At 73.4% G+C, this 12865-nt stretch carries 13 protein-coding genes and 1 rRNA gene; 2 read left to right on the top strand and 12 right to left on the bottom strand.

The genetic code is table 11. The features are described 5' to 3' along the window. Positions 1–110: 110 nt before the first annotated feature. From AB0K92_RS32895 to AB0K92_RS32875, 5 genes are all read right to left on the bottom strand, one after another. Complete coding sequence (locus AB0K92_RS32895; protein WP_365928934.1) at positions 111–785, bottom strand: hypothetical protein; 675 nt, start codon at positions 783–785, stop codon at positions 111–113. Between the two features lie 102 nt (positions 786–887). Then, a complete protein-coding gene (recN, locus tag AB0K92_RS32890; RefSeq protein ID WP_206313021.1) occupies positions 888–2636 on the bottom strand; it encodes a DNA repair protein RecN in 1749 nt (582 codons plus the stop codon). Between the two features lie 183 nt (positions 2637–2819). Beyond that, the gene (locus AB0K92_RS32885; RefSeq protein ID WP_365928933.1) at positions 2820–3725 is read right to left on the bottom strand and encodes an NAD kinase; all 906 of its coding nucleotides are present in this window, start codon (positions 3723–3725) and stop codon (positions 2820–2822) included. After that, positions 3722–4537 carry a TlyA family RNA methyltransferase gene (locus AB0K92_RS32880; protein WP_365928932.1) on the bottom strand — a complete coding sequence of 272 codons (816 nt, stop codon included), beginning with the start codon at positions 4535–4537 and terminating at the stop codon, positions 3722–3724. The genes AB0K92_RS32885 and AB0K92_RS32880 overlap by 4 nt, the downstream gene beginning before the upstream one ends. A 7-nt stretch (positions 4538–4544) precedes the next feature. After that, positions 4545–4844 (bottom strand): hypothetical protein, encoded by a 300-nt coding sequence (locus AB0K92_RS32875; RefSeq protein ID WP_365928938.1) that lies wholly within the window; start codon positions 4842–4844, stop codon positions 4545–4547. 159 nt (positions 4845–5003) lie between these two features. Between AB0K92_RS32875 and AB0K92_RS32870 the strand changes: the two genes are divergently transcribed. Continuing rightward, a complete protein-coding gene (locus AB0K92_RS32870) occupies positions 5004–5351 on the top strand; it encodes an SCP2 sterol-binding domain-containing protein (RefSeq protein WP_365928931.1) in 348 nt (115 codons plus the stop codon). Here AB0K92_RS32870 and AB0K92_RS32865 read toward each other — a convergent pair. The 4 genes from AB0K92_RS32865 to AB0K92_RS32850 all read right to left on the bottom strand — a co-directional run bounded on the left by AB0K92_RS32865 (position 5335) and on the right by AB0K92_RS32850 (position 9508). Then, positions 5335–6171, bottom strand: coding sequence for an ABC transporter ATP-binding protein (locus tag AB0K92_RS32865; RefSeq protein WP_365928937.1), 837 nt, complete (start codon positions 6169–6171; stop codon positions 5335–5337). The genes AB0K92_RS32870 and AB0K92_RS32865 overlap by 17 nt on opposite strands. Positions 6172–6183: 12 nt before the next feature. Continuing rightward, positions 6184–7263, bottom strand: a complete 1080-nt coding sequence (locus tag AB0K92_RS32860; protein ID WP_365928930.1) for an iron chelate uptake ABC transporter family permease subunit — start codon at positions 7261–7263, stop codon at positions 6184–6186. Further along, positions 7260–8303: an iron chelate uptake ABC transporter family permease subunit gene (locus AB0K92_RS32855; protein ID WP_365928929.1), complete on the bottom strand. Its 1044-nt coding sequence runs from the start codon at positions 8301–8303 to the stop codon at positions 7260–7262. The genes AB0K92_RS32860 and AB0K92_RS32855 overlap by 4 nt, the downstream gene beginning before the upstream one ends. A 176-nt stretch (positions 8304–8479) precedes the next feature. Beyond that, positions 8480–9508 (bottom strand): HAD hydrolase-like protein, encoded by a 1029-nt coding sequence (locus AB0K92_RS32850; protein WP_365928928.1) that lies wholly within the window; start codon positions 9506–9508, stop codon positions 8480–8482. Between the two features lie 75 nt (positions 9509–9583). On the opposite strand from AB0K92_RS32850, the gene AB0K92_RS32845 reads away from it, so the two are divergent. Continuing rightward, the gene (locus AB0K92_RS32845; protein ID WP_365928926.1) at positions 9584–10873 is read left to right on the top strand and encodes a DUF1015 domain-containing protein; all 1290 of its coding nucleotides are present in this window, start codon (positions 9584–9586) and stop codon (positions 10871–10873) included. A gap of 75 nt (positions 10874–10948) precedes the next feature. Here AB0K92_RS32845 and AB0K92_RS32840 read toward each other — a convergent pair whose 3' ends face one another. The 3 genes from AB0K92_RS32840 to rrf form a co-directional block, all read right to left on the bottom strand. Then, on the bottom strand, positions 10949–11686 hold the full coding sequence (locus AB0K92_RS32840; protein ID WP_365928936.1) for a hypothetical protein: 738 nt from the start codon (positions 11684–11686) through the stop codon (positions 10949–10951). Beyond that, positions 11578–12627 carry a hypothetical protein gene (locus AB0K92_RS32835; RefSeq protein ID WP_365928935.1) on the bottom strand — a complete coding sequence of 350 codons (1050 nt, stop codon included), beginning with the start codon at positions 12625–12627 and terminating at the stop codon, positions 11578–11580. The genes AB0K92_RS32840 and AB0K92_RS32835 overlap by 109 nt, the downstream gene beginning before the upstream one ends. Before the next feature lie 146 nt (positions 12628–12773). Beyond that, positions 12774–12865, bottom strand: a 5S ribosomal RNA gene (rrf, locus tag AB0K92_RS32830); the annotation flags it as partial.

Below are 12865 nucleotides of genomic sequence, written 5' to 3'. Positions count from 1 at the left end.
ACCACCATAGATGCCATCGCCATTAAATCCATCGACGTAACCCTTGATAGCAATGGCGGAGACGACGACATAGCCGGCGAAGAAGGCGAGGAACTGCAAAGTCATGGGCGTTAGTTGAATGTAACACAGCCGTAGTAATACCGGGCGCCACTTACAAGAATACCCGCCCACAAATCATTATACTTTGGTTTCTCAATCTTGAAAGCTTGCTCGAACGAATACTTCTCGTCATTGGGCTGCGGTGCCCCCACCGCGGCGGCGGCCAGCTCCGCCGCCGGCCCCTCGCGCAGCAGCCCCGGCACCCCGAGCGCGAGTACGGCACCGGCGGCCCGCCCCGGCCGCACGTCCACGAGGTTCACGGCGTGCGCGGCGCCGGCGATCACCACCCCCGCCAGCACCTTGTCCACCGGCCGCTCCCTCATCCGCGCCCCCGCGAGCAGCCCGGCGGCGCAGATCCCGAACAGCTTGACGGCGCCGCTGGTCACCTCGCCGTCCCGCAGGGCGGCCAGGTGCGCGCGGAACCCGCGCCGCGGGTCGCCCGCCCCGGCGAAGTCGTCGTACGCCCCGCAGGCCCCCGCGACCGCCACGGCGACCCCGGCGGCGGGCCGCACCCGCCCGGCAGTGACCGCGGTGGCCAGGGCGGCCGCCGGACCGGCGTACAGCTCGACGGTGCGGCCGGCGAAGTTCCTCCGCTGCCAGGGGCCGCGGCCCCCGGGGGCGAGGGCGCGCAGGGCGGCGGTGGCGGCGCGGGTGAGGAGACCGGAGATTCCCATCGAAACGATCATCCGGTCACCCTAGGGTGTGTCCTCGCCGGTCATGACCGGCTCCCGGCGCTGATCCGGCCTGATCGACGAGACGCCCCCTGGAGGCGGCGAGCGGCCGGGAGGCTACCCGGCGGCGTCCGCGCGGGCCGCCGCCAGCAGCTCCTCCGCGTGCGCCCGGGCGGTCTCCGAGTCCTCCTGCCCGGCCAGCATCCGGGACAGCTCCCGGATCCGCTCCTCGCCCTCCAGCACCTTCACCCCGGACCGCGTCACCGACCCGTCGTTCGTCTTCTCCACCAGCAGCTGCCGGTCGGCGAACGCCGCGACCTGCGGCAGATGCGTCACGACGACCACCTGCGCGGTCTTCGCCAGCCGCGCGAGCCGCCGCCCGATCTCCACCGCGGCCTTGCCGCCGACCCCGGCGTCCACCTCGTCGAAGAGATACGTCGGCACGGGATCGGTGCCCGCGAACACCACCTCCACGGCGAGCATCACCCGGGACAGCTCACCTCCGGAGGCACCCTTGGCGATGGGCCGCGGCGGCGCCCCCGGATGGGGCGCGAGCAGCAGCTCGACCTCGTCGACACCGCTCGGCCCGTACGCGACCGTACGCCCGCCGACCTCGACGCCCTCGGGATCCTCGGTCTGCCGGATGGCGAACGACACCCGCGCGTGCGGCATGGCGAGCGAGGCCAGCTCGGCGGTGACCGCGGCGGCGAACCGCTCGGCGGCCTCGGTGCGCGCGTCCGTGAGCGCCTGCGCGAGGTCGCCGAGTTCGGCGCGCAGCGCGTCCCGCTCGGCGGTCAGCTCCTCGATGCGCGTGTCGTCGCCGTCCAGCTCGGTCAGCCGGGCGGCGGCCCGCTCGGCCCAGGCGAGCACGGCGGCGACGTCCTCGCCGTACTTGCGGGTCAGCGCGCCCAGCGCGGCCCGCCGCTCCTCGACGGCCGCGAGCCGCAGCGGATCGGCGTCCAGGTCGTCGGCGTACCCGGCCAGCTCCCCGGCCACGTCACCCAGCAGGATGCCGATCTCCCCGATCCGCTCGGCGAGCGCCGCCAGCGCCGGGTCGTGCGACCGTACGGCCTCCAGGGCCCGGTGGGCGCCCGCGACCAGCGTCGAGGCGTCGACCCCCTCGGGGTCCTCCGGATTGCCCGCCAGGGCGGCGTGGGCGGCCGCGGCGGCGGACGCCAGCGCCTCGGCGTGCCCCAGCCGCTCGGCCTCCTCGGCCAGCTCGGCGTCCTCCCCGGCGCGCGGCTCCACGGCGGCGATCTCGTCGAGGCCGTAGCGCAGCATGTCGGCCTCCTGGGCCCGCTCACGCGCGCGCGTGGTGATCTCCTCCAGCTCGGCGGAGACGGCCCGCAGCCGCTTGTAGGCCTCGCCGTACTTGGCGAGCGGCACGGCGACCGCGTCCCCGGCGTACCGGTCGAGCGCCTGCCGCTGCCGGGACTGCTTCAGCAGCCCCTGCTGGTCGGTCTGCCCGTGCACGGCCACCAGCTCGTCGGCCAGCTCGGCCAGCAGCCCCACCGGCACCGACCGCCCGCCCAGATGCGCCCGGGACCGTCCTTCGGCGGAGACGGTACGGCTGACCAGCAGCGCCCCGTCGTCGAGCTCGGCCCCGGCCTCCTCGGCGCGCAGCGCCACGGAGGCGTCGCCGGGCAGCGCGATCCGCCCCTCGACGACCGCTTTCTCGGCCCCGATCCGCACCAACGCCGGGTCCGCCCGTCCACCGAGCAGCAGGCCCAGGCTGGTGACCACCATGGTCTTGCCCGCGCCCGTCTCACCCGTGACAGCGGTGAACCCGGGCGACAGCTCGACCACGGCGTCGTCGATGACTCCGAGCGACCGTATCCGCATCTCCTCCAACACGGACAAGACCATACGAGGTCCGGGTCCGCGCGTGCGACCGCCCCACCCTTGTCACCCACGTGAGCGGCCCCGCCTCGGGGGCGCGGGGAGCTGCGCGACCAGCCACGAACGACCCGCACCCGCCGACGGCGAAGAACCACCCTCTCGGATGGCGCCCGTCGACCGGTGCGAAGCCCCCGCTAGTGAGGAGCCCCGCTAGTGCGGAGCCCCCCGCCACCCGGACACCGGCAGCGCGAACTTCGCGACCAGCCGGTCGGTGAACGAAGCGTGGTGCAGCCGGGCCAGCCGCACCGGCACGGCCCCCCGCCGCACCTCCACCCGCGCGCCCGGCGGCAGCTCGACCGTCCGCCGCCCGTCACACCACAGCACGCCCGGCGTGATGTGCGGCAGCACCTCCACCGCCAGCACCGAGTCCGGCGAGGTCACCAGCGGCTTCGCGAACAGCGCGTGCGCGGAGATCGGCACCATCAGCAGCGCCTCCACCTCGGGCCACACCACCGGCCCGCCCGCCGAGAACGCGTACGCCGTGGACCCGGTGGGCGTGGACAGCACGATCCCGTCGCAGCCGAACCCGGTCACCGGCCGCCCGTCGATCTCGAGCACGACCTCCAGCAGCTTCTCCGCGCCGGCCTTCTGCACGGCCGCCTCGTTCAGCGCCCAGTCGGTGTGCACGATGTCGCCGTTGCTGTGCACGACGACGTCGACGGTCATCCGCTCCTCGACCTCGTACGCCCGCGTCACGACCCGGTCGACGACCTTGTCCAGGTCGTCGCGCTCGGCCTCGGCGAGGAAGCCGACCCGGCCCAGGTTGACGCCGAGCATCGGCACTCCGGACGCCCGCGCGAACTCCGCGCCGCGCAGCAGGGTGCCGTCCCCGCCGAGCACGATCAGCAGCTCGCACCCGTCGAGGCACTGCGGGGTCGCCTCCTTGACCAGCTGCACCTCGTCCGGCAGCGGCAGATCCCGGGCCTCGTCCTCCAGGACCCGCACCCCGATCCCGGACCGGAGCAGCCCCTTGACCACGAGCTCGGCGCTGCGGATGGCCGCCGGCCGCCCGGTGTGGGCCAGCAGGAAAACAGTACGAGCTCGGTTCGATGTCAACGCGGCCCCTCCGCCACTGCACGGTCAACGTCGGCCGGGTCCAGCTCGGGAGCACCGGCCCGCAGCCACAGAAAGTATTCGACATTCCCGGAAGGACCGGGCAGCGGGCTGGCGGTGACGCCCTTCACCCCGAGTCCCAGCTCCCACGCCTTCCCGGCCACACCGCGCACGGCCTCCGCCCGCAGCTGCGGACTCCGCACGACACCCCCGCTGCCCAGCCGCTCCTTCCCCACCTCGAACTGCGGCTTGACCATCATCACCAGATCGGCGTCCGGCCGCGCGCACCGCACCAGCGCGGGCAGCACCAGTCCGAGCGGAATGAAGGACAGATCCCCCACGACCAGATCCACCGGCGCTCCGTCGATCGCCTCCAGCGTCAACTCCCGTACATTCGTACGGTCCTTGACGGTGACGCGTTCATCGCTCTGCAGACTCCACGCCAGCTGGCCGTAACCGACGTCGACGGCGACGACGTGCGCGGCGCCCGCGCGCAGCAGCACATCGGTGAAGCCGCCGGTGGACGCGCCGGCGTCCAGCGCCCGCCGCCCCTGGACGACGAGGCCCTGCGGCACGAAGACCTTCAGCGCGCCGGCGAGTTTGTGCCCGCCGCGCGAGACGTACTCGGGATCGCTGTCGTCGGCGGTGACGACGATGGCCGCCGCGGTCTCCACCTGCGTGGCGGGCTTGGTCGCGACGGTCTTGCCGACGGTGACCCGCCCGGCGGCGATCAGCTGGCTGGCGTGCTCACGCGAGCGCGCGAGCTTCCGGCGGACCAGCTCCGCGTCGAGACGGTTGCGTGCGACTCCTGCCACGTTCGGTTCAGCTCCTATGGACGTACGGCGAAGGGGGCGCCGGAGGTCCCGGGCGGGCGTCGAGCGCGGTGAGCGCGTCGCGCAGCCCCCGGTGTACATCCTCGTACACCTCCACGTGTCCGTCCGTGGCGAGGTGGTCGGCGTCGGCCAGCCGGTCCAGGGCGGCGTCGACGTCGGCGTTGCCGGTGGGCGTGCGGGGCACGCCGAGGGGGGCCGGGGCGGCGGGGTCGTACGCGGGCTCCTCCGGCGGCTGGTCCCTCGCCTCCAGCGGCTGCTCGGGCGCCCCTGCCTCGGGCTGCCCCGGCATCCCCGCCACGGACGGCCCCGGCGCCCCTGTCACGGCCGGTCCGGGCGCCCCCGCCACGGACTGCTCCGCCTGCTCGGACGGCTCCTGTTCCCCCGCCACGGGCACGTCGTCGTTCATGCCCCGACGCTACCCCGAAGCCCTGGGGTAGCGTCGATCCCGATGGCCACGATCGAGGAGTGCCGCAGCGCACTCGACAAGCTCTCGGAGAACATGGGGCACTCCGAAGGGGACGTCCGCGCGGCGGCGGCCCTGGACCGCTCGGTGAGCTGCCACATCACGGACCTGGACGTCACCTTCACCGGCCGGATGACCGGCGGCCGGATCGAGGTGCGCGACACCGTCCAGGGCCCGCCCGCCGACAAGGCGCAGATCCGGCTCGCGATGACCGGGGACGACCTGGTCGCGCTGGTCGACGGCCGGCTGCACTTCGCCAAGGCCTGGGGTTCGGGCCGGGTGAGGCTGGAGGCGGGCCTGATGGATCTGTTCCGGCTCAGGAAGCTGCTGTAGCGGCCTGCCGGACGCGTGCCGTGCGCGCGGCGGGCACCACCAGCGGCGTACCGGTCTCCGGGTCGTCGATGATCTGACAGCGCAGGTTGAAGACCTCCTCGACCAGCTCCGCCGTGACGATGTCGTTCGGCGCGCCCTGGGCGATCACCTTGCCGCCGCGCAGGGCGATCAGGTGGGTGGCGTAGCGGGCGGCGTGGTTGAGGTCGTGCAGCACGGCGACGAGCGTGCGGCCCTGCTCCTCGTGCAGTTCGGCGCACAGGTCGAGCACGTCGATCTGGTGCTGGATGTCGAGGTAGGTGGTCGGCTCGTCGAGCAGCAGCAGCGGCGTCTGCTGGGCGAGCGCCATCGCGATCCACACCCGCTGGCGCTGCCCGCCGGACAGCTCGTCGACGTACCGGTCGGCCAGCTCGGCGACCCCGGTCTGCGCCATGGACTCCTGCACGACCCGCTCGTCCTCGCTCGACCACTGGCGCAGCAGTCCCTGGTGCGGGTACCGGCCGCGGCCCACCAGGTCGGCGACCGTGATGCCGTCCGGCGCGATCGACGACTGCGGCAGCAGACCGAGGGTGCGGGCGACCTTCTTGGCGGGCATCGACTGGATGGCCTGCCCGTCGAGCAGCACCCGGCCCTCGCTCGGCTTCAGCATCCGCGACAGCGCCCGCAGCAGGGTCGACTTGCCGCACGCGTTCGGGCCGACGATCACGGTGAAGGAGTTGTCGGGGATCTCCACCGAGAGCTGTTCGGCGATGACGCGCTGGTCGTAGGCGAGGGTGACGTTCTCGGCGGACAGACGGTTCACGGTGCTCCTTCGTTCGTTCAGGGGGGGGTGCGCTCATATCCGGCCGGCCCGGCGTTCGGAGACCAGCAGCCACAGCAGGTAGACGCCGCCGACGACGCCGGTGACCACGCCCACGGGCAGCTGGTCGGCGCCGAAGACCCGCTGCGAGACCCAGTCGGCGGTGACCAGCAGGGCGGCACCCATGCACAGCGACGGCAGCAGGTTCGGTCCGGGCGAGCGGGTCAGCCGGCGGGCGAGCTGCGGCGCGGTCAGCGCGACGAAGCTGACCGGGCCGGCGGCGGCGGTCGCGGCCGCGGTGAGCAGCACGGCGGCCACCATCAGCAGCATCCGTACGCGCTCCACGCGCACCCCGAGCGCGTGGGAGATGTCGTCACCCATCTCCATCATCCGCAGCCCGCGCGCGTTGGCGAGGACCAGCGGCAGGAGCACGGCGCACAGCGCGAGCAGCGGCCACACCTGGGCCCAGTCCCGCCCGCTGAGCGAGCCGGTCATCCAGACCAGCGCCCGCGAGGCGTCGACCAGGTCGGCCTTGGTCATGAGGTAGCCGTTGACGGCCGTGACGATCGCGGAGACACCGATACCGACCAGCACCAGCCGATAGCCGTGCACGCCGCGCTTCCAGGCGAACACATAGATGCAGATGCCGGTCACCAGACCGCCCACCAGAGCTCCCATGGTGACCTCGGACGCGCTGCCGGAGAACAGCACGATCACCACGAGCGCCCCGGCCGTCGCCCCCTGCCCGAGGCCGAGGATGTCCGGACTGCCCAGCGGATTGCGGGAGATGGCCTGGAACAGCGCGCCGCCGAGCCCGAGCGAGGCACCCACCAGCAGGCCGACCAGGACCCGCGGCAGCCGCAGCTCGTTGACGATGAACTCCTGTCCGGGGTTGCCGTCGCCCAGCAGCGTCCGCACCACGTCGGCGGCCGGGATCGGGAAGTCGCCCGTCCCGATCAGCACGACGCTCGCGGCGAGCGCGGCGGCCAGCAGCAGCACGACGACGGTGAGGGCCCGCACGTCCAGCCGCACGGACAGCCCGCCCGGGGTGCGCAGGGCACGGGTGGACCTCGCCGCCGTGCTCGCCGCTGCTGCGTTCTTCGGTGCGGTCTTCACAGCTGGGCCGTCCTCCGCCGTCGTACGAGAAAGATGAAGACCGGGCCGCCCAGGATCGCGGTGACGATCCCGACCTGGAGCTCGGCGGGCCGGGCCACGACCCGGCCGATGACGTCCGCGCCGAGCAGCAGCACCGGTGACAGAACGGTCGCGTACGGCAGGATCCAGCGCAGATCCGGGCCGGTGAAGGAGCGCACCACGTGCGGCACCATCAGCCCGACGAACACGATCGGCCCGCAGGCGGCGGTCGCCGCCCCGCACAGCACGGTGGCGGCGAGCATGGCCAGCGCCCGGGTGCGGTTGAGGTGGGCGCCGAGGGCCTTGGCGGTGTCGTCACCCATGGCCATCGCGTTCAGCGGCCGGGCCAGGCACAGCGCGAGCACCATGCCGGCCGCGAGGAAGGGGAGCACCTGAAGGATGGTGTCGTTGGTCGCGGAGGTCAGCGAACCCACCGTCCAGAACCGCATCCGGCCCAGCGCCGCCTCGTCCAGGATCATCACGGCCTGGAGATAGCCGTACAGGGCGGCGCTGAGGGCGGTCCCGGCGAGCGCGAGCCGCACCGGCGTCGCGCCCCGGCTGCCCCCGAGGAACCAGACCAGCGCGCCGACCGCCGCGGCCCCGCAGAACGCGAACCACACATAGCCGTTGAAGCTGGTGACGCCGAGGAAGGTGATGGCGGTGACGACCGCCGCGGAGGCACCGGCGTTGATGCCGAGCAGTCCCGGATCGGCGAGCGGATTGCGGGTCAGCGCCTGGAGCACGGCACCCGCCAGACCGAGCGCGGCTCCGGCCAGCAGACCGAGCAGGGTCCGCGACAGCCGATCGGCCACGACCGTGTCGCCGTACGTCCCCGAGTCCTCGAACAGGCCGTGCCAGACCTGCTCCAGGGACAGCCCCCGGGCGCCGATCGCGATACTCGCCAGCGCGACGAGCACCAGGATCGCCACGGAGACGAGCAGCCCGACGGCGCGTATCGCCCGGCGGTTCGGGGGCGCGGGAGCGGTCACCGCGCGCTGTTCGGGAGGACTCTCAACCAACACGAGGTTAGGTTAGCCTACCCTCCCATTCGATCAAGATCCGCGTCGATCATGATCCGCGCGACACCCGTGCGGGCACCCGCGCGGCACCCGCGCGTCACCCGCGCCATCACTCACGCCGTCGGCCCGCAGCCCCCGGCCGCAGCACCCGGCTCACGCCCCGGCCCACGGCGCCCGACTCACACCCCCAGCCGCGCCAGCGCCTTCTCCCCGTCCAGCTCGCACACGCCTTCCCCGGCCGCCGTCCAGGCCGCCGCGCACAACGCCCGCAACCCGTCCAGCGCGGCCCCGTCCCCCTCCAGCTCCAGCCGCGTCTCACCGGCCGTGGCGGTCCACCCGCCGCACCGGAACCCGGCCCCGGCCTCGACCACTTCCGGCTGCCCGGCCAGCAACCCCCGCAGATCCGCGTCCACATACGTCGGCCGGTGCTCCGGCGCCGCGGCCAGCAGCTGCGCCCCGTCGGTCACCCCGGTCAGCACCAGCAGCGAGTCGACACCGCCGTTGAACGCCCCCTCGATATCCGTGTCGAGCCGGTCGCCCACCACCAACGGCCGCTCCGCACCGGTCCGCAGGATCGTCTCCCGGTGCATCGGCGGCAACGGCTTGCCCGCCACCCGCGGCTCCGCACCGGTCGCGATCCGCACCACCTGCACCGCCGCCCCGTTCCCCGGCGCGATGCCCCGCGCCCCCGGAATCGTCAGATCGGTGTTCGACGCGAACCACGGCACGCCCCGCGCGATGGCGTAGCACGCCTCGGCGAACCGCCCCCACGGCAGCTCCGGCCCGCCGTACCCCTGCACCACCGCCGCGGGTCCGTCGTCCGCGGACTCCACCGGCACCAGCCCGTGCTCGCGCAGCGCCACCCGCAGCCCGTCACCGCCGACCACGAGCACCCGCGCGCCCGCCGGCACCTCCTCGGCGATCAACCGCGCCACGGCCTGCGCGGAGGTGATCACATCGGACGCCGCCGCCGGTATCCCCAGCTCGGTCAGGTGCGCGGCCACCGCGTCCGGCGTGCGCAGCGCGTTGTTCGTGACGTACGCCAGGTGCATCCCGCCCTCGCGGGCCGCCGCCAGCGACTCCACCGCGTGCGCGATCGCGTTCCCCCCGGCGTACACCACCCCGTCCAGGTCGAGCAGCGCCGTGTCGTACGCCTCGCTCAGCACCCGCTCACTGCCCGCCGGCCGCGTCCTGACGCCCTGGCTCATCACACCGCTCCTCGTCCGCCTGCGCTCGTTTCCCCCGATCATCCCCCATGCCACCGACACACGTACGATGCCGGGATGAACACTGCAGGTCACTCGGAAGCAACGACGCGCCGAGGCCTGGAACTCACCCCGTTCCGAGGCCTGCGCTACGACCCCGACCGGGTCGGCAGTCTGGCAGCCGTGACATCCCCGCCGTACGACGTCGTCGTCCGCCCCGACGGCCTGCTCCACCTCCAGTCCGCGGACCCGCACAACATCGTCCGCCTCATCCTGCCCCAGGCGGCCACCCCCACCGAACGCAACCGGCAGGCCGCCGACACCCTGCGCGACTGGCTCGCCGCCGGCGTCCTCACCGCCGACCCCGCGCCGGGCTTCTACGTCTACGAGCAGCGCGACGGCGCCGGCCTCCTGCAGCGCGGCGTCATCGGCGCCCTGCGCGTCTCCGAGCCGTCGGAGTGCGTGGTCCTGCCGCACGAGGACGTCATGCCGCACATCGTCGCCGACCGCGCCGCCCTGATGCGCGCCACCGAGGCCAACCTCGAGCCCCTCCTGCTCACCTACCGCGGCAACGGCTCCGCCACCGACACCACCGCCGTCATCGAACGCACCGCCGATCTGCCGCCGCTCCTGGCCACCACCACCGAGGACGGCTTCCACCACCGCCTGTGGGCCGTCACCGACCCCGCCGAAGTGGCCCGCATCCAGTCCGACTTGTCCCGCCACCAGGCCTTGATCGCCGACGGCCACCACCGCTGGGCCACCTACCGCCGGCTCCGCGCGGAGCACCCCTCCCCCAGCCCCTGGGACTACGGCCTGGTCCTCCTCGTGGACACCGCCCGCTACCCCCTGCGCGTCCGCGCCATCCACCGCCTCCTGCACGGCCTGCCCGTCACCGACGCGCTCGCCGCCCTCGACGGCCTGTTCCGCGTACGCCGCCTGGACGCGCCCCTGCCCGAGGCCCTGGCCGCCCTCGGCGACGCGGCCCGCGAGGGCAACGCCTACCTCCTCGCCGGCGACGGCGCCTTCCACCTGGTCGACCGCCCGGACCCGGCCCTGCTCGACCGCACGGTCCCCGCCGACCGTCCCGAGGCCTGGCGCTCCCTGGACGCCACCGTCCTGCACGCCGCCCTCCTCGACCACGTCTGGCGCATCCCCGACTCTCCGGCCCACATCGCCTACATCCACGACGCGGCCGCCACCGTCGCCAAGGCGGAACACGACGGCGGTACGGCCGTCCTCCTGCACCCGGTCCGCGAGGAAGTCGTCCGCGACCTGGCCCGCCAGGGCGTCACGATGCCCCGCAAGTCCACGTCCTTCGGCCCCAAACCGGCCTCGGGCCTGGTCCTGCGCGCCCTGCACGTCTGACCCGGGCGCTAGGAGTCCGGACATACAGAAGGGGCGGGACCCCGACCGGGATCCCGCCCCTTTCACTCACCGACGTCAGTCGTCCCGACCGCCGCCGTTGTCGTCCTCGCCCGGCTCGGCGGCCGCCGCGTCCTCGTCCAGCGCGTCGACGAACTCCACCCCGTCCAGCTCGGCGAGCCGGTCCGACGCGTCCGTGCTGCCGTCCCGGTCCGCCTCGACGGCCTTCGCGAACCACTCCCGCGCCTCACGCTCCCGCCCGGCCGCGAGCAGCGCGTCGGCGTAGGCGTACCGCAGCCGCGCGGTCCACGGCTGTACGGCGTTGGAGGCCAGCTCGGGGCTCTGCAGCGTCACGATGGCCGCGTCCAGCTGCCCCATGTCACGCCGCGCACCCGCCGCGACGAGCCGCATCTCGACCTGGCCGGCCCGGTCCAGCTTCTGCACCTCGGGCGCGCCCGCCATGTCCAGCGCCTTCTCCGGGCGCCCGAGACCCCGCTCGCAGTCGGCCATCAGCGGCCACAGCTCCACGGTCCCGGTCATCCGCCGCGCCGCCCGGAACTCGGCCAGCGCCTCGCTGTACTTCTGGTTGGCGTACGCCGCGAATCCGGCCGCCTCGCGCACCGCCGCGACCCGCGACGCCAGCCGCAGCGCCACCTTGGAGTACCCGTACGCCGCCTCCGGGTCCTCGTCGATGAGCCGCGCGACCATCACGAGGTTCTTGGCGACATCCTCGGCGAGCGTCTTCGGCAGGCTCTGCAGCTCCTGCCGTACGTCCCTGTCGATCTCGTCGCCGGTGACGTCCTCGGGGATCGGCAGCCGCTTGATCGGCTCGCGGTCGCGGTCCCGGTCCCGCTCGTCACGGAACCGCCCACCACCGCGCCGGTCGTCGCCACCGCGGCCACGGAAGCCGCCGCCGGGCCGACCGCCCCGGTCGTCGCGACGCGGCCCACGGCCACCCCGGTCGTCCCGGCCACGGAACCCACCGCGCTCGCCCCGGCTGTCCTCACGCCGGAACCCACCACGCTCACCGTCCCGACGGTCGTCGCGTCGGTCATCCCGACGGTCGTCGCGGCGGAAGGCCGGACGGTCGCCTCGGTCGTCGCGCCGGAACCCACGATCGCGATCGTCACCACGCCGCTCGTCACGACGGTCATCGCGTCGGTCGTCGCGTCGGTCATCACGTCGACCGTAGCCCCCACCGCGGTTGTCATCGCGCCGGAACCCACCCCGATCACCACGGTCGTCACCCCGACGACCATAGCCACCGCCACGGTTGTCGTCACGACGATCGTCACGCCGGTCGTCACGACGGTCATCACGCCGGTCATCGCGACGATCGTCACGCCGGTCATCACGACGGTCGTCACGACGAAAGGCCGGCCGGTCGTCACGGCGGAAGGCCGGCCGGTCACCCCGGTCGTCGCGCCGGAACCCACGATCGCGGTCCCGATCGTCCCGACGCGGCCCACGGTCCCGGTCATCGCGCTGGTACGGGGACGACCGGAACCCACGGTCACGGTCATCACCACGCCGGTCGTCACGGCGGTCGTCGCGCCGGCCGTAACCCCCACCGCGGTTGTCATCGCGGCGGAACCCACCACGGTCCCCGCCACGCTCACCACGGTCACCCCGGTCGCCTCGGTCGTCCCGGCGGTAACCGCCACGGTCGCCGTCACGACGGACGTAGCCGCCACGGTCACGGTCGTTACGATCGCCGCCGCGACGGAAGCCGCCGCGGTCGCCGCGATCTCCACCATCCCGTCGCCGCTGGTCGCGCTCCGGTCGATCGTCGGGAGAGTTGGTGGACATCGGTGACTCCTGTCTTCGGTACCGCAAGCATTCTAAAAACAAAAGGACCCCTGGTCCCAGCTGAACGCTGGTGACCAGGGGTCCTCCAAAGATTGTTCGGCGGCGTCCTACTCTCCCACAGGGTCCCCCCTGCAGTACCATCGGCGCTGTGAGGCTTAGCTTCCGGGTTCGGAATGTAACCGGGCG

The organism is Streptomyces sp. NPDC052687 (assembly GCF_040678395.1).
Taxonomy (GTDB): Bacteria; Actinomycetota; Actinomycetes; order Streptomycetales; family Streptomycetaceae; genus Streptomyces.
This window is presented reverse-complemented; position numbering and strand designations above follow the sequence as displayed.